17 protein-coding genes and 3 pseudogenes are annotated in these 21,257 nt (G+C 45.7%); 11 read left to right on the top strand and 9 right to left on the bottom strand.

Annotated elements, in window-relative coordinates:
• Positions 1-43: 43 nt before the first annotated feature.
• The 5 genes from K7B67_RS09625 to K7B67_RS09645 all read right to left on the bottom strand — a co-directional run bounded on the left by K7B67_RS09625 (position 44) and on the right by K7B67_RS09645 (position 5,923).
• The gene (locus K7B67_RS09625; protein WP_252180124.1) at positions 44-1,054 is read right to left on the bottom strand and encodes a DUF3150 domain-containing protein; all 1,011 of its coding nucleotides are present in this window, start codon (positions 1,052-1,054) and stop codon (positions 44-46) included.
• Entirely contained in the window at positions 1,051-2,073 is a 1,023-nt protein-coding gene (locus K7B67_RS09630) for an AAA family ATPase (protein ID WP_252180125.1), read from the bottom strand. The genes K7B67_RS09625 and K7B67_RS09630 overlap by 4 nt, the downstream gene beginning before the upstream one ends.
• Before the next feature lie 104 nt (positions 2,074-2,177).
• On the bottom strand, positions 2,178-3,200 hold the full coding sequence (locus K7B67_RS09635) for a lambda-exonuclease family protein (protein ID WP_252180126.1): 1,023 nt from the start codon (positions 3,198-3,200) through the stop codon (positions 2,178-2,180).
• Between the two features lie 22 nt (positions 3,201-3,222).
• Positions 3,223-4,212, bottom strand: a complete 990-nt coding sequence (locus K7B67_RS09640; protein WP_252180127.1) for a recombinase RecT — start codon at positions 4,210-4,212, stop codon at positions 3,223-3,225.
• A 730-nt stretch (positions 4,213-4,942) separates the two neighbouring features.
• Positions 4,943-5,923: an integrase domain-containing protein gene (locus tag K7B67_RS09645; protein WP_252180128.1), complete on the bottom strand. Its 981-nt coding sequence runs from the start codon at positions 5,921-5,923 to the stop codon at positions 4,943-4,945.
• Positions 5,924-6,861: 938 nt separating this feature from the next.
• On the opposite strand from K7B67_RS09645, the pseudogene K7B67_RS23865 reads away from it, so the two are divergent.
• The 3 genes and pseudogenes from K7B67_RS23865 to K7B67_RS09655 form a co-directional block, all read left to right on the top strand.
• A pseudogene (locus tag K7B67_RS23865) lies at positions 6,862-7,308 on the top strand (reverse transcriptase domain-containing protein); the annotation flags it as partial.
• Entirely contained in the window at positions 7,285-7,950 is a 666-nt protein-coding gene (locus K7B67_RS23870; protein ID WP_256484864.1) for a group II intron maturase-specific domain-containing protein, read from the top strand. The pseudogene K7B67_RS23865 and the gene K7B67_RS23870, both read left to right, overlap by 24 nt.
• Positions 7,951-8,757: 807 nt before the next feature.
• Entirely contained in the window at positions 8,758-11,244 is a 2,487-nt protein-coding gene (locus K7B67_RS09655; protein ID WP_252180129.1) for a type I restriction enzyme HsdR N-terminal domain-containing protein, read from the top strand.
• Positions 11,245-11,515: 271 nt separating this feature from the next.
• Here K7B67_RS09655 and K7B67_RS09660 read toward each other — a convergent pair.
• The 3 genes and pseudogenes from K7B67_RS09660 to K7B67_RS09670 form a co-directional block, all read right to left on the bottom strand.
• Positions 11,516-12,568: pseudogene (locus K7B67_RS09660) on the bottom strand (IS91 family transposase).
• Positions 12,565-13,155, bottom strand: coding sequence for a tyrosine-type recombinase/integrase (locus K7B67_RS09665; RefSeq protein ID WP_346658275.1), 591 nt, complete (start codon positions 13,153-13,155; stop codon positions 12,565-12,567). The pseudogene K7B67_RS09660 and the gene K7B67_RS09665 overlap by 4 nt, the downstream one beginning before the upstream one ends.
• Before the next feature lie 72 nt (positions 13,156-13,227).
• On the bottom strand, positions 13,228-13,467 hold the full coding sequence (locus tag K7B67_RS09670) for a phage integrase N-terminal SAM-like domain-containing protein (RefSeq protein ID WP_252180130.1): 240 nt from the start codon (positions 13,465-13,467) through the stop codon (positions 13,228-13,230).
• On the opposite strand from K7B67_RS09670, the gene K7B67_RS09675 reads away from it, so the two are divergent.
• The 4 genes from K7B67_RS09675 to K7B67_RS09690 all read left to right on the top strand — a co-directional run bounded on the left by K7B67_RS09675 (position 13,466) and on the right by K7B67_RS09690 (position 17,250).
• Positions 13,466-14,818: an SEC-C metal-binding domain-containing protein gene (locus K7B67_RS09675; RefSeq protein ID WP_252180131.1), complete on the top strand. Its 1,353-nt coding sequence runs from the start codon at positions 13,466-13,468 to the stop codon at positions 14,816-14,818. The two genes, K7B67_RS09670 and K7B67_RS09675, sit on opposite strands and share 2 nt — an antisense overlap.
• A gap of 160 nt (positions 14,819-14,978) precedes the next feature.
• Positions 14,979-15,287, top strand: a complete 309-nt coding sequence (locus K7B67_RS09680; RefSeq protein ID WP_252179135.1) for a transposase — start codon at positions 14,979-14,981, stop codon at positions 15,285-15,287.
• Between the two features lie 2 nt (positions 15,288-15,289).
• Complete coding sequence (tnpB, locus tag K7B67_RS09685; RefSeq protein WP_252180132.1) at positions 15,290-15,658, top strand: IS66 family insertion sequence element accessory protein TnpB; 369 nt, start codon at positions 15,290-15,292, stop codon at positions 15,656-15,658.
• A 20-nt stretch (positions 15,659-15,678) separates the two neighbouring features.
• Entirely contained in the window at positions 15,679-17,250 is a 1,572-nt protein-coding gene (locus K7B67_RS09690; protein ID WP_252180133.1) for an IS66 family transposase, read from the top strand.
• 35 nt (positions 17,251-17,285) lie between these two features.
• Here K7B67_RS09690 and K7B67_RS09695 read toward each other — a convergent pair.
• Positions 17,286-17,372 (bottom strand): annotated as a pseudogene (locus tag K7B67_RS09695) (IS200/IS605 family transposase); the annotation flags it as partial.
• A gap of 203 nt (positions 17,373-17,575) precedes the next feature.
• Here K7B67_RS09695 and K7B67_RS09700 point away from each other — a divergent pair.
• The 4 genes from K7B67_RS09700 to K7B67_RS09715 all read left to right on the top strand — a co-directional run bounded on the left by K7B67_RS09700 (position 17,576) and on the right by K7B67_RS09715 (position 21,253).
• On the top strand, positions 17,576-18,352 hold the full coding sequence (locus K7B67_RS09700; protein ID WP_252180134.1) for a HEPN domain-containing protein: 777 nt from the start codon (positions 17,576-17,578) through the stop codon (positions 18,350-18,352).
• A gap of 20 nt (positions 18,353-18,372) precedes the next feature.
• On the top strand, positions 18,373-18,771 hold the full coding sequence (locus K7B67_RS09705) for a hypothetical protein (protein ID WP_252180135.1): 399 nt from the start codon (positions 18,373-18,375) through the stop codon (positions 18,769-18,771).
• Between the two features lie 120 nt (positions 18,772-18,891).
• Entirely contained in the window at positions 18,892-20,196 is a 1,305-nt protein-coding gene (locus tag K7B67_RS09710; RefSeq protein ID WP_252180136.1) for an HNH endonuclease, read from the top strand.
• A 238-nt stretch (positions 20,197-20,434) separates the two neighbouring features.
• Entirely contained in the window at positions 20,435-21,253 is an 819-nt protein-coding gene (locus tag K7B67_RS09715) for a GNAT family N-acetyltransferase (protein ID WP_252180137.1), read from the top strand.
• Positions 21,254-21,257: the final 4 nt, after the last annotated feature.

The raw sequence follows: 21,257 nt of genomic DNA on the forward strand, positions 1-21,257 counted from the left end.
CTGTGTCCCGCTTGGGAAAATGGACTGAGATCAGTCCGTAGAGTTAAAAGTAAAAGGTGGCTACAGCAGGCACTTCCTCTGCCGGAACTGCAGTAGGTTGTTTGTTGACAGGGTTCTCCTGAACCACTGCATCCTGTAATGCATTAGACGACGCATTCACTGAATGTACCGTTTTATCTACAACCTGCATCTTCACAGGTTCTGTTATGACCGATAAGCCTTCAGCGCACCGTTGCATCTGCTCAACAGAACAAAGCAACAGTACCCGCTCCATCAGTTGGGTTAACGCTTCGCCTTCAAGGGAACCCTGTGCAGGCAACTGCATTAATCCAGCGTCCAGTCGCTGTACCACCGGTGCAATCCCCTGGTCAACAAACGCCAAACTATTCAGTTTGTCCCTGAGTTTCAGGATGGGTCTGATCGCTTTACGGCTGACCTTCTGTTTACCAGAAAAAGTCTGTTCAAACAGTGCCTGGGCATCCCGGCTGATTTCATCCCTTAATGTATTCCCAAGCCGGTTGACCTGATGGTTCAGGGTGTCCGGCCTGGGGGCTTCCGTGACTTTGTAGACGGTATAATCAAACCCAAATCGCTGACCCACCTGTTGGACTTCAGGAACCGCACGACGTATGGCATCCGCAAAATCAGGATGAGCTGACACCCATTCCGTAATATGCTGGTCATACTGCGCCAGAAAATCCTGTTTCTGTCGTTCAAAGTCGGCCTGTACCTTTTCCAGTTCAGCGCTGATGCTATCCACCAGTAAATCACTGACGGCATAGCTGCCCAGAAAGCGAACACCTTCACGGGAGCATACTCTGCAAGCCTGTTCCCGAAGCCGCAGAAACGGCTTGAGAACTTCACGGTTACAGAGTTTTTTGGAACCCAGTGACACCACATCATCCGGTGGTAACTGCCCTCCTTCTCCTAACGCCAGATCTTCTGGTTTAAGACGACGGGAACCGGACCAGATGGAACAATCCAGCGAAATAACGGACATCTGGTTCAGGATTTGGGTAACGCTTTTTTTAGCGCTGCAGGTACCACAACTCATGACTCTTCACCTCCACGCCACAAATCGCCCAAAATATCCTCAGCTAACCGATGAATGGCTTGCCTCTCAGCAGGCTCAACCCTTGCCGTCAGGGTTTGCTCCAGTGCATATTCAAACACTCTTGGAGCACCTTGAAACCGCATCGACAGCTTGGCCCAACGCACCAGTCCACGAGTGGACAGCGTACAACTGAGCTGGGCTTCGCCTTCTCCTGCTTCGTCAGACCAGCCAGTGAACAAACGACGAATCTCGTTGGCGAGTTTCACCATACCTTCACGGACTAACAACGGCAGATCAGGCACGACTTGCTCCAGAATCGATAGCTCCGTGAATTCATCAGGATAATTGACGTCTATACAGCGAAACCGGTCTAACCAGGCTAACGACTGCCGAAGCACACCCTGATATAAACCAGAACCATCCCCTGATCCCGCACTGTTGCCAGTAGCGACAAAGCGAAAGCGTGGATGCACCGGAATCATTTCCCCGCCGTTCTGCGCCAGTACCAGGGGCGCACCGTCCAGCAGGTCGTACAAACCAGCGAGTTCACTGGGGTCAGCAATGTCCATTTCGTCCAGTACCAGGATATGACCTTCCCTGACCGCAATGCTCAGTGCTCCATAAAGAAAGGGAGTACTGCCATTGTCCAACACCTTCTGACCCAGCATGTCATCCAACTCTAAACGTCCGTGGACGGGAATCATTTGCACCGGCCAGTGCAACCTTGCGGCTACCTGGCAAACCAGACTGGTTTTGCCACAACCTGTCGGTCCGATCAAATACAGGGCATCACCCATTGGGTCATCCAGAAACGCCAGCAGCTTTCGCAGCCTGTCCCGGTCAAACACATAGGGTTGTTGGGCAGGCACCGCAGGGTGTCCGCAATCGGTGTAACCTTCCAGCAGGATCAGTTGGTCACTGTCCAGATCGAAGGTTTCATTCAGTTCATAAAATGCTGGCTGCAAAACCCTTCCAGAACTTTGAGGGTTCACAGCCTGCGCTTGTCGTTCATCTGGCATATCAATCTCCTGCCGTTACATATGTTTTGAAATCACAAAAAAAGGGCAGAAGATTCCCATGATGGGGGAAACACTCTGCCCCATCCGGGTTCATAAAACATGAATCAGAAATAGAAGCTCTGGCAGCCAGTTAACGGGTTTAAAACCAATAATTCGCTGCCCATAGTTTCTATGGTTGAATCGCTGTCGTTTAAAACAGTGACTTTGATTTGATGCCTGCTCTTACGCCGATACGGCTCAAGGTCAGGAAGGTTGAGCTGATGTTGCCGACACAAAGCTTCCAAAGCCTGCTGATAGTCAACAGAACCTTTCCAGATACTCTGGCAGACACGCAGACCTTCGTACTCACCCGCCTTAAAATCGCCCATCAACTGCTGTAGCTGTTGCTGCAACTGCTTCTGGTGTAATTTTCCAGCTTCGAGTTCATCCTTTAACTGGTCGAGAGACTTCTGGCGTTGGCGGTAAGCCATTGCCAGTTGTTGCCACTGGAGTTGATCCTGTTTTTCCGTGGGCACATACACATCGAGATTCGGGTCTTTGTCTGGCTCATCGGCTTCCTCAACCCTATTCCAGAAACTGACCGCCTCCTGCTGTAGTTGCTGTATCAAGGCGTCATCACGACGAATACAGACAGGCAGTAGCGGCAAACCTTGCCGATAAAAACACAGCCAGCCCAATGAAGCTTCAGACACTAACAACTGAAACTGCACCTGGTAAAAAGCCCGACGATAGCCCTCTGACTTATCCTTCAGCGTTTTTACCTCGTCGTACACTTTTTGTGTTGGGCATTTCAGCTCAACGGGATAACCGTCTTTGGTTAAGCCATCGAAGCTCGCCCTCAGCACTGGATCCTGCTCCCACTCGGCACACACTGGCAACAGCGGCGCGTCGTTCAGAGCCTGTTCCATCTGGTTGCGGGCATCGTCTTCCTGCTCCCTACCATGGAGCACATGAGGATTGGCCGACAAATCCGGTTCTTTCATGACACCCGATTTTTCCGCCCAGAGTTGCCAACGGGATTTATAGGGTGAAACACCTAAAACCACCGCCGCATCACTGGCAGAAACACCACATCTGCGCCAGTCCAGCCACTGTTGTGACTGCTGCTCAATATTGACCTGTTTCATGGCTACCATTCCTGAAACACATCTATGCCGCAGAAGACACAGGTATATTGCTGGCTGCTTGCGCCTGATCCAGCTTGAGCAGACAATAATTCAGAGCATTGGCATCTTCCTTAAACCGCTCTTGGGCAAAACCTTGTGCGGCTGTATATGCCCCTGTGTCTCTGGCACGACCCACCACCTGTTCAATAAACGACAGGATTTGTGGATCAATGTCTGAAGCGTCAGGCACATCGACCGCTTCCATTTCAATCACTTCCCTTTCAACAGAGGCTTCTGTGATATCCGGGGATTGGGATTCTCCTGAATCCGGTATCACTGTTGTCTCCACTGGCTGTGGAGGCACGGTTTCAGTTTTGTCCGGTACTATGACCACCGGGCAATCCGCCACAGTTTCCAAAGACAGAGGCTCCGGTTCACCCAACTGGGTCTCCAGAATGCGTTCCGCTTCGTCAGGTTCAAACAGTCCACTGAGTCCATAAGCCACCCTGATTCCCTGTGCCTGGGCTTTGTGCCTCAACATTCTCTTGGGGCAAGTCTGCCAGGGGCCGGGGAATTTTTTACCATTCTTGATGGGAGCCGGACGATATAATTCATCCAGATATTCCCGCACCTTCACGGGATGACTCCGGTCTTTCCGATAGACAACGCAATCGACCCATTCATGGCAATTCCTGGTGTCCTCATCCATGCGAACCATCTGATCTGAATAGATAAACTCCATTCCATCGCTTTCGGGGTAAGAGTTCATGATTTTTATCCATCCATCGACAGAAATCACAGGCAGAATAGCGCCTTTTCTGTCAGGCAAGCCCCAGAGCTGCCGAATGAACGGGTTGAGTTGATATTGATCTGCCACAGACAACAATGAAAGTAATTGCTCCCGGGTAGGAAGCGAGCCGTTCTGCTGTCTGAAAGCGGTCTGAGCCAATGTATTCAGCAATTCATCTTCTCTGAAGCCATAGCGTTCAGCGAAGCGAGCCACTAAATCCCTGGCACCGTCTTGGTGAGTCATGGAAGTTCTCTCTTGATGCTCTTTGTTACAAGCACAGGGCAGAACTCCACTGTCGCATGACAGATAAGCTCTGCCATGCAGAAAATGTATTTTCCTGATGGAAAACACACGAGGACAAACCGCCACCGAAGCAGCAAGTTTGCGGGAGCCCGCTGTATCGCTCTCTACGGAGCCAACACAGGGATAAAGACAACCTTGCAGTAAAACTGCCTGATTGGATAGAAAAGCGATTGACCCTCTGATAACACCCTTTCAAGCATTATCTTCAGGTGATCGACCCGGTCGCCTCGTCCTTCCCGAGGCACCTCCACAGGGTTACGCAAGTCACGACTGCCGGGTTTGCTGACTCAGCTGGCCACTGTGGAAGCTCAAGCGTTCAACCGAAGTTTACTGGCTTATAGATTTTACCTGTCGTGCAGAACCGTTTATTTGCCATGAACGGAACACGGTGAGAAGTGGCAGTGCTGGATTAAACAAGACTGACTAAGTAATTGGCTTCTCATAAGCTGTAGCTGATTATAGATCAGGGCAAATTATTTGGCAGAATATTTATGGCATTGTTACTGCACTCAGGAATTTGAGAAAGGTTGATGATTTTATCACCCCTTCGGGGTGAAGGGGCTTACACCGCCCCTCGCTACGCTCCCCCGTGTGGCAGCCTTATGAGAGGATTTTTGCGCCAGCATTTATCGTTACTTGCTGATAGATTTGAGGGGCGCAAAAAGTCCTCTCAACGGCTGCTGCCAATATAGCTTGCCACCACGCTCTTCCTCCCGTGCCCTAATTCGCAGGAGATAAGCTCTCTTGCTTTTCGATCCAATGATTTCAGGCACTCACGCTTTCCTGCAATAACAGGAGCAGCTGTATCCGTAATCTGTTGATACCGTTCACAGGCATAAGCAGCTCTCAAATCGTGGCGGTTATTCAGCCCATATTGTTTCAAAACCGCACCACTGTAGTGACGAACCGCCGACAGAAAATCTGACAGGCGTTGGTGTTCTGGCACCAGGTTATCTTTGTCGCTTTGGAGTGCTGCGGCGGTTTCAAGGGCCTTCATAGCCGTATCACTGACAGGAACTAATCGCTCAACCCGACTGGGGCTGGTAACAGTGGATTTGCCTCTGCCGCCTTTGGTGCCTCGTTCTATATCAATGGTACCCTGCCCTCTTGCCTGTATCAGTGCCTTCTGGCAATCCAGCAGCGCCGCTTCTCTGGAGCGTAAGCCCAATTCACGACACAAGCCCAACAAGGCAGCGATACGATTATGCCCATGGCCACATAATTCCTGCTGTGCAGCGGTCAGCTTTTCACGACTGAGTTCCGGTGGTTCTGTACGGATATGACAACGCTTGGCGTTCAAGACTTCAGAGGGATTGATGGCAATATCAGGGTTGCCACGCAGTGCTTTTAAAACCGTATTGCAGGTGGACAATCGGTTCTGTGCGGTGGATACAGCAATAGCTTTGCCCTGCCCGTTAAGCCTGGCTTTAAGATAGTCCGCATAGTCTTTCAGAATGAAGTTGCTGATTTGATGGGCTTCTTTGATGTTTCGAGTCTTTGCCCAGTCACAAAACCGTTGCCAGCGTTCTGAGTGCGTGGCAATGCTGTGGTACTGCCCTGTCATCAGGGTCTTTAAAGCGTTACGTCCGGCGTAGCTTAACTGCTTACCAAAACCAAAATTTCGATCTGTTTTACTGTGATAACGAGGCATAGAATCACCCGTCCGCCCTTGCCCGGTACACTGGGAACTTCCGTCCTGATAACCCTGTAATTGTTTAATGTGAAACCAGATCACGCTCTGGTCAGGCGGGACAGCCCTGTAACGCAGGGGTTGCGGGCAGTGATGCTCTCTATGGAACAAGACAGATGCCAGCTGTTTAAAACGCGCACCTCATTGCCTTTCTGTATAAAGACCGGGTTTGGTATGGCGTTTTTGACATTGGTGACCGCAGAGTTGCCTCCTGTTTTGCGGCGGTGGTGGTGGAATGATGTCGGTAGACGACGGTGAACTGGCTGTGTGGCACGGGTGCCAATAGCCCTGGAATCTGTCTCTTGGAAGATTGATTTTTGATCGAAAGTTCAACCTGATGAAGACACGTAAAATGAGAGAGGCTGAACGGGATCAGAGAATGAAATTGCCAGAAGCAGAGTTCTTCTGGGGGAGGTTATTCCAGCTCAAAAGCTGAACATACAAGTAGGTCGCTCGCAGGGAGTCACAGTTGCCTCACGGCAATATCTCGGGTGAGCTTTGTCGAGCCACGGTAGCAGCGTACCCATCTCGCTGGTTTCTTCCCGGCAAAACTTTGAAAGTGTCGTGAGTATAGAGCATTAATGTTGTAACCTGCTGCTTATGAGGCTCGATTATGCGTTGCTATCTGTGACTGATTTATTTTTCCATTACACGACACGCAAATGCCTGCTTGCAGTGCGCTCTATTACTACATACATACCAACCGATTTTCAGTACTCTATAGAGCTGAAAATTCTATTTTGAGCTATTGAGAACCATGCTCTGTCAGTTCTGGCTGGAACTATGACCTTATCTCCGGGCGGTAGCGTGCGTGCGACCAGAGAATCGGGGGCGCATAAGCCCGATTCACAAGGGTAAGATTGAGGTATCGACACATATAATGTAATAGCAGTCACTGGGTACTTGATGCGGATATATCGGGCTGTTTTGACAATATTGAGCATGAAGCCATGTTGAGCAGAACCCCGGTCTTTGCCACAACTATACGTCGGTGGCTAAAAGCGGGTGTTATTGAATGGAAGCAATTGAAGCCAACAGATGCAGGTACGCCACAAGGAGGAATAGCTTCCCCCTTGTTGGCCAATATTGCTCTGGACGGTCTAGAGAGACTTTTTGGCTGTACCAGCCCCAAGGGCAGACAACTCCGTCCTGCACAGCGTTCAGGTAAGAACAAGGGCATTAATCTTATCCGCTACGCCGATGATTTTGTGGTCGTCGCACCTTCAAAAGAGGTCATTGAATCCTATGTAATCCCAAGAATTACTAACTTTTTAAGTAAGAGAGGATTACAGCTCAGTGAAGCAAAAACCAAAGTGGTTCATGTGGATCAGGGTTTTGATTTTCTGGGGTTCACTATCCGGCGATACAGTGGAAAAACCCTGCTTGCTACGCCAGCCAAAGCCAAGATTCTGGCTTATATCAAGCGCATTAAGGACTTGCTGTCTAAACATAAACAGGCCACGCAGACCGGGGTGATATGTAGTTTAAACCCTATCATCGGAGGATGGAGTAATTACTATCACAACGGTAACAGCAAGAAAACGTTCAGCTACGTCGATCACAGAGTCTGGGAACTGGTCTGGCGATGGGCAAAGCGGCGTCATCCAAACAAATCAAACCACTGGGTTAAGTACAAGTACTTTCCCGGACAAGACTGGATATTCAGGAACGACAGCGTTCGCCTATATCGACATAAGCACACTCCTATCATCCGGCATATTAAGGTTCGGGGGAATCAAAGCCCTCTAAACCCAGATAGTCGTGAATATTGGGAGCAGCGATGTCGAAGAAGGCAGTTGAAAGAATCCTTCTACAAAGAACGGCGGGAGGCGCTATTCAGACAACAAAACAGCTGTGCTTTATGCGGCGCTCCATTTCTGCATGGAGACCCACTACATGATAAAAATGCTGTTTATCTGAGTCTGGAAGCTCCGCCAGCAAACCGCCAATTGGTGCATTCATGGTGCCGGATTGCGCAACGGGTGTAAAAGTGAATGCCGTAAGGCTTGAGCCGTATGCGGTGAAAGTCGCACGTACGGTTCTTAGGGGGCGGGATGACAGTAATGTCATCCTGCTACCCGACGTGCGACCAGAGAATCGGGGGCGCATAAGCCCGATTCACAAGGGTAAGGTTGAGGTATCGAGACATATGATGTGATTCGGGCTTCTGTGCATCCAGATGCTCTTGCCAGGGCATGCTGTGGAGTAATCCGAGGTGTGAAGCTTCGGGGACAATGCCTTCAAGCGGGGTGCACACTTCCAGCAGGTCTTAACGATAGACAAGCTTTGCTATGACGCAACCCGATGCTGAGTGGCAAGGTAAGGCAGAACCTGTCTGACATGATCAGGCTCTAAGTCCTGTGGGTGCCTCATATGTTGATGGCGAATGAAATACCTGATCCAGTAACAATACGACGACTGTATAGTTTTATAGCTATAGCACTTTACTCTCAGGGTATTGCGTACTTCGCTCATAAAAGGAGATGGCATGGTAAGTTCAATAACTGTTTTTTTGCACAGGATTATTGAATAAAATGGCAAAAATGCAAATAACTCACTTGCGGCCTATTCGGGTCGCTGGGTAAAATAAACTGTAGACTGTTGATAATTAATGACTTTCGACAGGTTGAAAAGTTGGGATATATCTCAAGTGAGTTGTTTGCCCCTGATTTGGGGGGATATGCCGCGTGTGAGCGTGATAGCTAATATCGCTCGCTTGAGGTCTAATAGCTGTTAGGTGCTTAGAGTTCAACATTAACATTTTCATTTTTAATATAGAAAGATAGATTATTAATATGGGTACAATCCAAGACATTCTGGATGTTGCAAAACACTTAACCCACCTCGATGCAAATGAAGCAGAAACACGGTTAAAAGTAATTGATAAGATACTTTTTGAAGTTCTAGGGTGGACTCATGAAGATGTAACAGTTGAGCAAAGAGTTAGCGAGGATGGTAAAACTACTTTCGCTGACTACATCATTAGAACCGCAAATGCAGCACTAATTGTTGAAGCAAAAAAAATTGGCATAACATTTGAAACAAGGCCACTAAATAGAAGATTAAAACTATCTAAAGGAAATTTATCCGGCTCACTAGGTGATGCCATAGTTCAAGCTAGGGATTATTGTAGAAAACTTAGCATTCAATTTGCTGTAGTTACAAATGGTGAGCAGTGGGTTATTTTTCCAGCGAACAGAATTGATCAGGTTGCATTTCATGATTCTTCAGCAATTGTATTTAATAGCTTAGAGTCAGCATTAAAAGACGATTACACAGAATTTTCAGATTTATTATCGAGAAAAGCTGTTGTTAATTCTAGCTTGGAAAATTTATTGCTCGGTTACACTGAGGATCAAATAGAAGAAAGAAGATTAAAAAATTACCATAAAACAGCTAATTATTATGAAAGCACGAACCCTATGTATCCGCTTATTGAAGAGGCAATAACTACAGCATTTTCCGATACTGTAACCGATATGGATCCTAGTCTTTTTGAAAAGTGTTATGTAAACAGTTCTGATAGAATGAAATTTGATCGAAAGATCAATATGCATATTTCAAAAAGCCAAAGTTTATTTAACAAGCAGCCCGTCAGACCTTTACAAAAAAGACACAACAACACGTTTAAGAAAGTACTATCAGATGCTCACAAGAAAGCCAAACCGCTTGCTGTTGTGATACTAGGTACAGTCGGGTCAGGAAAAACAACGTTTCAACACTATACTCGCTACGTATCTGCTGCAAAAGTATTTGAAAAAAAAGATGATAATAGTCATCCACACTGGGTTAGCATTGATTTTCTTGGATTTACAAATGACGAAAATCCCGTAGATTATATTTATTCATCATTAATGCATTACATTATTAGTGATGAGTATCTGTCAGATTTTAATGAATGCGTTAAAAAAGCATATAACAAAGAAATAACTGCCATAAAGAGAGGCCCATCTTTTTTAATGGCAAAAAATGAGGAAAAACTTAATGAGATTATTTCATCAAGACTCCAGTCTGATTATGATAAAAAGAAACCGTATGTAGATACAATAATATCTCACATCTCAAGCAAGGTCCCTTTCTACCTAGTAATAGACAACGTTGACCAGTTAGAAGAAATCACACAATCTAATATTTTTACAGAGTCTGTAGCATTCTCTCAAAAGTTAAGGCTCAACCTTGTAATATCAATAAGAAGTTCAACATATGTTGAGCATAGAAATTCTGCTGCATTTAATGCTTTTGATTTTGATCCAATTTTAATTGAACCACCTAAAGTTGAATCAGTTCTTTCCAAAAGATTTTTTTTGGCTAGAAACTTAATAGATGGAGAGTCTGGTGATTTTTTTTCAGAAAATGGAATGAATGTCCATGTTGAAAATTTAGCCTCGATAATTGAATTGGTTCAAAGTTCAGTACTAGGAACAGAGATTGGTGGATTACTAGAAGTCTTAGCTGCAGACGATATCAGAAATGCGTTAAGAATGACTCGTCACTTTCTAGAACATGGCTATAGTAACCCTGGGAAAGCCGTTCAGACATATAAAAGTAAAGGGCAATACACATTACCTAAACACGAGGCTCTTAGAGCTATTCTTGTTGGTAGCCATGCGGTTTATTCAGAAGAGTTTTCATTAATTGGAAATCCTTTTGATTCTAGGCTTGGCAGAACTAATTTACAAATGGTTAGATTTTTCATATTGACAGCACTTGTAAAATACAGTTCTGACTCAAGTTTTCAATATTTAGACGGCTTAGAAATCAGAAAAGTGATGAGAACTATCGGAATAGCCGATGAGTGTACCTTAAAAGCACTTTCAGATTTATGCTCATTACGATTCATTCATACCGCAAGTCATGACAACCCAAATTTCAATTCCAACTATTATCCAAGTAGACTTGGTGGTTATATTGTCCGTGAACTAATTTCGAACATGACCTTCATAGAGAATATCATGATGGACACTTTTATTTCAGAAGACTCCACATGGAATAATCTCTCTGACCTTGGTAGAAAAATTTCGAACTGTCACGGTGATGTTATTAAGAGATTGGAGCTGAGAATTGATAGGGTGATAATATTTTACGCCTATATTAATAAGCTTTATGAATCTTTGCTAAATGAAACAAAAAAGAGACAAGTACCAAAAGAATGGAAAACAAACCCATTCCAAGATTCTTGTAAGACACTAGAGAAAAATCTCGAAAAAGCAATGGACTCAGCGAAGCGCAATTACGGCAATAAAGAGAAATACCGTCCTAAAAAATCCCCATCTTATGCTTGAGACGCACCTAACGAATAAGGATAGATTGCGCCCAGCCGCAATCTTATCCTGTTGTTGCACAAGCCCGGGTTGAACTCTGGTAAGGAAGGTCTATTGAAGTTTACTTTTCTGGCGGGCCTTGAATCAAAACCTTTTTGCTGAACGCCATTTATTCAGGATGAGTGTCTCCAGACCACTGCATTACGGTAGTCTTGCATATGTCGGATCTGTCTGACTGAGCTTACATTTCCTCACTGCTTGTGAATGGCGGTGTTTGTTGCTGTGGCAATGCTCAGGTCGGTTTCAGGAAACTAAACGCAATGTGTTTCATAGACTCACCGCAACGCCTGCATGTAAATTTCGGGCGAATGACGGGTTCGACTGCTTTGACCATCACATTTAAAACCAGTTGCACCAGTGATAATTGTTTTTTTGCGTTGCTGTGTAAAAATCCATAATCCCGCGATCGTCGAAGTCGCCTGGGTAATACATGTTTCAGTACCAGCCATAGGAAGTCTTCTCCTGGTAGGGTTCGCGCCTCTTTTTTGCCGGTTTCACTATTGAGGTAAGAAAAGGTCACCTTTCCCTGTTTGCTGGCCAGGATGTTGTTGTCACTGATCACGCCTCGGTACAGATAGCGGGATAGATATTCAAGTGCTGGTAATCCTTTGCCCACCCGTGTGCAATTGACGACCCACTCTTTGGGTATCCTTGTTTTCAGGCTCGGTGATAGTAGTCCCTGTTCGTCCAGGGCGCGAAGGAGTTTGGCTCGAAAGACTATGGCCAGGTTCTTGCCATTGAAAAGATAGTTGCCTTTGAGTTTGCGCCACTCTTTTCGTCAGGTGTTGATGCCACCGCCGGGCACAACAAAGTGTATATGAGGATGATAATCCAGCCGTCGGCTATGAGTGTGCAGGACGCCGGTCATTCCCAGGTCTGCATCCAGTTTTTTGGAATTACTGCCGAATTCTTTTAGGGTGTCAGCTGCCGTTCTGAACAGTAAATCGTACACCTGTCGTTGATGTTGCCACGCCAGGTTTCGAAGTTGCGCTGGCAAGGTGAAGGTCACCATAAAGTATTCAACGGGCAGCAGTTTCTGTCTTCGCCGCTGCAGCCATTCGCTGGTATCGGTGTTCTGGCAGCGGTTGCAGTGGCGATGCCCGCAGGACATCGGCTTTTGATCCCGTATCCCGCAGCTGTTGCACTCCAGTAAGGTCATACTGGCTGCCGGTGTTCGGCAGTACTGTATCGCTTGCAGTGCTTTGATATGGCCAGGTAAAAGACATTGACTGTATTTTTCCAGAAACCGGTCACCGTATTGTGTTGCTATATCGGAAAGCTTCATTGATCATCTCCCTTCAGCTTGAGTTCATTGATCAAATGATTCATCACTTTCCTGGTGTTGAGTTGGGCGGTTTCTGTTAACTGGGTATAGATAGCGGTGGTTTTTGGGCACATGTGCCCGAGCAGCGTCTGAATAGCTCTGAGACTTAAACCTTGCTCAAGAAGGTGCGTGGCAAAGCTGTGCCGTAAACTGTGAGGGCTGACCTTTTTATTAATCCTGCATTCTTCAACCAGCTGTCTCATGGCTTTCTGGGTGCAGGAGCGGCTCATGGGCTGAGTCGCCCGGTGCCGTTGCTGTGCGCTCTGGCCTTCAGGAAAAAGAAACTTCGGGTTTCGGTGAGTGACCCAATAGCGGCGCAGGGCTTTGAGTGTTCGACTGGGAAGATCAACATAGCGATCCTTGCCGCCTTTGCAGTTGCGCAAATGGACTCTCATGAGTTGGGAATCAATGTCGGCAATGGTCAGGTTAAGACCTTCGGCCAGCCTTAAGCCCATACTGTAAAGTGTCAGCAGAATGGTGTAGTAGCGCAGTTTTCGTGCAGTATTGAGCAGTCGTTCTATCTCGGCAGGCGTCAGGATAACGGGCAGTCACTTGACGGTCGGTGGTTTGATGATTTCAACAAAGTCCCAGTGTTTGCCCAGAACATGTTTCCAGAAAAACTACAGGCCATTGCGATCGGTTTTGACCGTGCTCCAGGAGTGGCTTTCCACCAGGGCGGCAAAATAGGTTTTTAAATCCTCAGGGCTGAGTCTGTCAGGACAACGGTCAAAGAAGGCTGCCAGCCGCCGCAGCGGCCTGCTGTAAAGATCAATGGTTGATTTTCTTTTGCCCTGAAGTTTCAGGGTGATGAGGTGTTTTTGATACAGTTTGTCAAACCGGATTTGCTCAGAACGTTCCATGTTGCTTCCTTATATAAGCCGCGCCGGAGTGGTGCGGATATCAGGAAGTATTGGCAATGGTGGGGTGGCTGGGATGAACGGTATTCTTTGCCGCGTTAGCGGCTTGGTTCAACAAGTGGTTCCAGGTGACGCCTACGGCGCACCTGAACCAGGCGTTAGCCAGCCTAAGTGCATACATATATCAGACTATGGTAAGGCAAAGAAAAACAGAAATATCTATATGAGTGCAAAAATTGGTCGAAATCAGGTATGTCCTTGCGGCAGTAACCTCAAATATAAAAAGTGCTGCGGAAACGTAATCCACAGAGCCCCTTCGATCAATAATGCCTTTATAAAGTTACTTAATAATGAAAATGAACAAAGATTTTATAAGCATAAATATGGTTTAGCTAAAGAGATCATTCATAGCGATTTCAAAAACTATAAGGTTGTAGCTGTCGGTAATGAGTTGACTTTTAGTCAAAAGTGGAAAACATTTCCTGACTTTCTGGGTGATTATTTGTGTGGCACTCTCGGTACAGAATGGGGAAATGAAGAAATAAGGAAACCGTTTGAAAAACGACACGAAATCTTAAAATGGCATTACATTATCGCTAAGCATCATGAAAAACTAAAGGTAAAATCTGGGATAATCACCTCCTCACAACCTATCGGTGCTATGAAGGCATGGTATCAGTTAGCGTATGACCTTTATACAATAAGGCATAATGCTGAGCTTCAAGATTTTTTAGTCCAACGCCTAAAAAATATGAATCAATTTCAGGGAGCTCTTTTTGAAGCAAGTGTTACGGCAATCCTTATCCATGCTGGTTATGAAATTATTTTTGAGAATGAGCAAGATGGATCTAAAAAACATCCTGAATTTATTGCTAAAAATAAGAAGACTGGCGAGTTAATCGCTGTAGAAGCCAAAAGTCGTCACAGACCCGGGGTTTTAGGGCAAAATGGCGTAAAGCAAGAGCGAGGTAGTGTAAGCGCAGACATTCGTAGAATAATTAATAAGGCTTTTCAAAAACAGTCTGATATTCCACTAATTGTTTTTGTTAACATCAATGTTCCTTCTGTTATAGGTAAATATGAAGATTCAAAATGGTTCCAAGAAATTGAACGCTTTGTAGCCGCTAAAGAGAGTCGTTGTAGCCCAGCGTCACCTTTCCCAGCCAGTGGGGTAATGTTCACAAATACACCATACGTATGGGATCTGGAAAATATAGTTACGGATCATGGTTGGGGTTATGCAAGAAATATTAAAATACCAAAGGTATCTTTATCTGCTAAGTCAGTACTATCGGATTTATCAGTAGCTGCTCAACAAAGTACAAATATACCAAACTTTTTCCCTGAGTTTTGAACAATCGGCTGGCTAACAAATGCTTCCAGTTCGTTCCGGGGCTTCGCCCCTCCACCCGACGCGCCTTCGGCGCGCGGTAAGCGCTCATTTGAGGACGTCTTCAAAAATCACAACCTGACTGCCAGTCTTTCTCCTGCAAACAACGCAGGAGATGCGAAGCATGAATCAACCAACAAAACCCTTTACCCGTCTCACCCCCGAACAGTGGCAGCAGATTATTGACCAGCAAATGGCCAGCGGTTTAAGCCAGAAAGCTTTTTGCCAAACTCAAAACATCAGCCTGGCTACCTTCACAAACTGGAAACGTAAACTCAAGAGCGATGCTGGCATTGACTCTGCCAATGTCATTCAGACTTCTGGTCAGGAATGGATCGAACTCCCAAATGAGCTTACTGAACCTCCAGCCAGCCCGGACTGGCATATCGAGCTGGAGTTACCCGGTGGTGTTATTCTTCGTATGCGTCATTAATCATGTTTTACCCAGAATCACAGGTGCGGGTCTGGCTCTATAACCGCTCCACCGATATGAGAAAGTCATACGATGGCTTGTCTGCACTGGTGAGAAACAAACTGGAAGAAGATCCTCTCAGTGGTCAGCTATTCGTGTTCATCAACCGCAAGCAGACGCAATGCAAGGTCCTGTATTTTGACCGCAGTGGTTACTGCATCTGGAGCAAACGCCTGGAACAGGGACAGTTTCATGCCCACGCCGGAGAGTCCCACAAGAAGCGCTTGGAATGGACCGATTTGAAACTGATTCTTGAAGGCATTGATACCCGCTCTGTTCAGCAATATAAACGCTACAAACATCAACAGTCTGGTTACACAACTGAAGCATAAAACCGCTATCTTTAGTCGTCATGAATTTACCTGCTCCCACCATCTCGCCTTCGAGCCTGCAACTGCTTCAGCAGATGCAGGCGCTGTTAGTGGAACGGGATCAGAAGTTGGTGGAACGGGATCAGAAGATCGCCTCCCTTGAGCAGCAGTTAGCCTGGTTTAAACAACAGCTGTTCGGTGAAAAATCGGAAAAGCGCCTGATTGAGAACCCCGACCAGCTGTCATTAGGTGAAATCCTCCAGGACAAACCTGAAGAGCAGGAAGCCCCTACTGAAACCATCACTTACGAGCGGCGGAAAAAGAGTCGCCCCGAAGACTGCGTGACTGATCAGGGTCTGCGTTTTACCGACGACGTACCGGTTGAACTCATTCCTATGCCTGCTGTCGAAATGCAGGGAGAAGATGCAGACCAATACGAAGTCATTGATTACAAATACACCTATCGCCCGGCACAGCGCCCCGCCAGTTACGTCATCCTGAAATACCAGCGCGAAGTCGTACGCCACAAGCCCAGCCAAACCCTGACGACAGTAGCCGCCCCCTCCGGCCTGTTTGATCGCAGCTTTGCCGACGTCAGTTTTATCGCAGGCCTGCTGGTCGAAAAATACCGTTTCCATGCGCCCCTTTATCGCCAGCACCAAAAACTTGAATCCAGCGGTATTACCATCAGCCGTGGAACCCTGACACACCTTGAACAACGCGCCGGAGACCTGCTCAAGCCCATCGCTGATGAAGTACTCAACAGCTGCCTGGAAAGCGGGGTTCTAGCTCTGGATGAAACCCCTGGCAAAGCAGGCCGTAAAAGCAAAGGCAAGATGCAGAAAGGATACTTCTGGTGTTTTTATGGTGACCAGGATGAGATGGCCTTTACCTTCTCTACCAGTCGTTCTGGCAGAGTCGTAGAACCCTATCTGAAAGAGTTTGAGGGCACCTTACTGACGGATGGTTATCCGGAATACGACCGCCTGTGTGTAAAATACCCCCAGATCACCCATGCCCAGTGCTGGACACACAGCAGGAGATACTTCGTCAAGTCACAGGATGCAGAGCCGGAAGCCACCAAAGAGGCGCTGGACTGCATAGGTGCGATCTATAAAGTCGAAGACGAAATTCGCAAAGCAGAACTGCAAGGTGAAGAAAAACGGGAATACCGTCAACAGAAAGCCAAACCTCTGGTTGACCAGTTCTTTAACTGGCATGAGAAACAACTGCAACGCCTTGACCTGGTGAAAAGCAACCCACTGAGTAAAGCCCTGGGCTACGTAAACAAACGGGAAAAAGAGCTACGGGTCTACCTGGATGATCCGAATGTTGCTATTGACACCAATCACCTGGAGCGTGGCCTTAGATGTATCCCAATGGGCAGAAAGAACTGGATGTTCTGTTGGACAGAGGAAGGCGCAGACAATGTTGCTGTGTTCCAGACGTTAATCGTCAGTTGTCTTCTTGCAGGCATTGATCCATACAAGTACTTCGTTGATGTACTCCAGCGTATCAGTCTCCATCCGGCTAGAGATATCCGAGAGCTAATCCCGCGAATTTGGAAAGAGAAATTCGGGGCCAATCCGTTAAAATCCGATCTCGACAAGTAGGGGGAGTCTGCCCCCTGTTTGAACGCTTACCCAGTAAGAACTCGGAACCTGTACTTTGGCACCCAAACTATATGGTATTGGCAATGCCAGATGACATGCGTTAACTTTTCAAATCTGCTCATGCTACTTCCTATCTCTAGTAGTTGTGGGGACAACTCAGAGATAAGGAGTAGCATGGGTAGTTCATGGCAGGCAAAGCCAATCATTCATAACCACGTCCATAGGACGTGAGTTTTCACGATGCACTAAATGTATAACAAAGCCAGCCAGAGGGACTTGCGCACTGCTTGCTCAAGCCCCGCTGGCGGCGTTAACTCCACAAAATATGAATCAACGAACAGACGCACTTTTAAACGACTTTGCCACGCGTAGCTTCAGAGATACTGCGGATCTAGACTATATCGCAGCAAGGCTTTGCTATAAGAACTCCCTATATCCACAGTTCCATTGGCAAGCACTGCAAGCTATAGAGAAGTACTTCAAAGCTATATTTCTGTATAACCGGATTAAGGCAAAGAATGTAAATCATGATCTATCTGCTGCATTAAAGCTCTCCAAAAAACTTCCATTCAAGATGGACTTAAGCCAATCTACAATGGAATTTATTGAGCATCTCAATAATTACGGAAGGTACAGGTATCTAGAAATATCTTACGAGATAATGGGGCATAAGTTAGTAGAGCTTGATAAGGCTATTTGGGAAATTCGCCGCTACTGTAAAGTTCTAGATTACAAGCAAAAGATGCCCGACGGAACAATAAAGAATATGCTCGAATTAGAGCTCGAGAGAATTGAACGTGCGTCTAAGGAGCCATTCTATAAATATCACATAATTGGCGGAGAGCTTGAGAAAATCATAGCGAAGAAAGATCATCCGTCTAGAAGTGCCCTCATATGGCAGAATGTGTTCTTTACTACTAGGCATCGAAAGTATGTAAAGTCATACTCAAGTATGCATGCGGTAAATTCGCCACTTTACCTTAATCCGGAGCTAATCGACGAAGTTATTAAATATGTCTATTTACCAAAGCCTGTCATCGAAGCGTTCCAAAGAGTTAACAAGTCAAGCAAGCGGGACGCCGTAACTCGCGCCCCTTCTTGAAGAGTTATGTGCTGTAGCGAATGAAACTCGAAAAAGTCAATTACGACGATCTCAATGCTAAGGCGAAGGAGATGTACAACTTCCAAAAAGTTTCGGCAAAACTGGCCGACTACGGATTTACCTGTATGTGGCTCCACAACGATTGGCAAGGTGCTGATTTCATTGCTGTCCATTTGGACGGCGTTACAGATATAAAAGTACAACTGAAAGCGAGACTTTCATTTGCGAGAAAGTATATCGGTAAAGAAATTTATATTTGTTTTATATATAAAGGTGAAATTTATCTTTTCCCTCACGATGAGGTATTGGAAATTGTTGAACATCGAATCTCCGATAGAACTTGGATAGAGAAAGGCACTTGGAGCACTTCAAAGCTTTCAAAAGAAAATCAGCAACTGTTAGAGCAATTTAAGTTGTGAGATTAATCGTAAACACACATATCAAGCGCATGCAGTCCGACCATCCCACTCGCTACACGAATGGTCTGGCGGCTGATGCGATGCGTTAGGTTTTCAAGAAACATCGAAGTAACACCACTTATGAAAGAGTGTATTTATTGTAGGAAGGTAAAAGAAGAATCTGGGTTCAGCCTTGAACATATAGTTCCTCAGTTCTTAGGAGGCTCCAGAGTTCCTAATTTACTAAAAACGAAACAAGTTTGTAAAATATGCAATAACAATCTCGGTCTCTTTGTCGATGCATCTTTTGAAAAGAGCTTTCTTGTTTATAGTTATTTAACAGAACAAGCTTATGCATTTTATGACCCAGATAACCCAACAGCATTACCACTAAGGTGTTTTGGAACAACAGATTTATCCCCCCCACACATGGTGGAAGGTGAAATCTGTGAATTATGGATAGGCCCACTTGGTGAACAAATCATCTGGATAAGACCTGATGATAAACGCTTGTACTGGTATTCTGGTGGAAATCCTAGGACAGTAAAGTCAAAGAAAACACGAGCATATTTTTTATTTTCTGATCAATCAAGCAAAGACCTGAACCTTTCTTGGTTATCACTAAAAAATGCTTTTGAAGGAAGGCGAGTCAAGAAAATAATCTGCAATGAGATTGATGTTGCAGCAGATAAAATTGGATTTGATGTTTCTGATGATATAGACAATGATAGAATTGAGTACTTCCTTGAAAAGTGCACAAACCGTCAGGAGCGTAGAAACAAATTTTCCTTATATTCAAAATATGATTTACGATTTTTGGCCAAATTAGCAATCGGTGTGTCATTTTCTCTTCTTGGGGAAGATGTCTTAAGAAACGATTATATGGATGAACTCAATAAAGCTCTTTGGCATAAAGAAGATGACCCTCTACCAAATATAAATGGCGTAACTGCCTTCAACGAAGACAACCAGCACCTGAAAAGCTTGTGTGGTTATAAAAATGCAACAACTATTATTGTTTTCCCTACTCACAAAGGGCTTGTCTTAAACTTAAACATTAGCCAATCTGCTAACTGGGTAATAAAGTGTGCAGAAATTCCGAATAATAATGAAAACATAATCAATAATATTGGTGAAGGTGTTTGCTTTATTTTATTTAAACCCATACAAAAATGCATTACGCTGTCACTTCCTGAATTCATAGAACATAAAGAGGGAATATCATTAAACCATGAGCTCTCAGAGATAGATAATATGGTTACAAAAGGTAATGATTATATTAAACAACTACTATCGAGCGATGAAAAAAAACTAACGAATAAGGATAAGATTGCGCCCAGCCGCAATCTTATCCTGTTGTTGCACAAGCCCAGTTTGAATTCTGGTAAGGAAGGTCTATTGAAGTTTACTTTTCTGGCGGATCTTGAATCAAAACGTTTTTTCTGAACGCTATTTATTCATAATGAGTGTCTCCAAATCACTGCTATGCTGACACAGGGGGTTCACAAAACAGACATCAGGGTACAGAGGACATCCATAAAAACTACTTTTGTACTTCTTGTTTATGCTTTGATGAGCAGTATTTTTTGCCCCTCAAGGTAATAACGAGTGTTTAACTGGACGCAACCATCTATCATTGTCTAACCTCCCCTGACCATCAAAATAAGAAATCAGGATAATACCAATGCCGCCTACCCTGCCCTCCGGCCAATACCGCCTGGTTGATAGAAATAACCGAACCGAAGTTGACCTGTGGCATCACTATGAAGGGCTGATATGCGACGACAATTTTGGCGAAACGCCATCAAATCCCTGGTACGAGCCAGAATGGGCTGATGAGGCAACAAAGCGCTTCTTTCTCAAAGGACATCTGGCGCATACCAGGCGCTATGGTCGGCATTTTCACAGATATTTCATTCTTCACGACTCTCAGATAGTCGGTTCTTTTGCTGTTAAAAAGGACTCTTCAGGTGTGAGTTATCTTCTGGTCGAAAGCTTGTACGTCCAGCCAGAGTTTCGTCGCCAGGGACTTGCTGATCAGGCTCTTAATGCAATTTACGAGCAGGCCTGCGCCGCTGGTTTGGATGGTATAAAGCTCCAGACTGAATACTCGTGGAAGCCGGCCATTAACTTTTACCTGCATAACGGTTACTGGCTTCTGCACTGGAATCCATGCCTGAACTTTGTACGGTCAAGACAATTTCCAGACTATCAGGTTACCCATGCTGGCGAATGGCTAAGTTTGTCCGTTCAGGATAAAACAGACTACACCCCTCTTCTTTCTGCAAAAAAAAATGGCGATACATTGCAATGGAAGGTTCACGAATACGCCCGGGAAGTTTCAGAAGACCTTTTGGTTACGGCTGAAACCACCTTTTCTCTGCACCTGGACGTTTTGGGCTGGCCTCTCAAAAGGTCAGGCCACCACAACCATTATTGCGGCGACTGCGGTGGCCCAGAAGCACTGGCAGCACAGATCGAATGGTGGAATGCGCCGCTATAGCCAA

Source organism: Endozoicomonas sp. 4G (assembly GCF_023822025.1).
In the GTDB taxonomy this organism is placed as follows: domain Bacteria; phylum Pseudomonadota; class Gammaproteobacteria; order Pseudomonadales; family Endozoicomonadaceae; genus Endozoicomonas_A.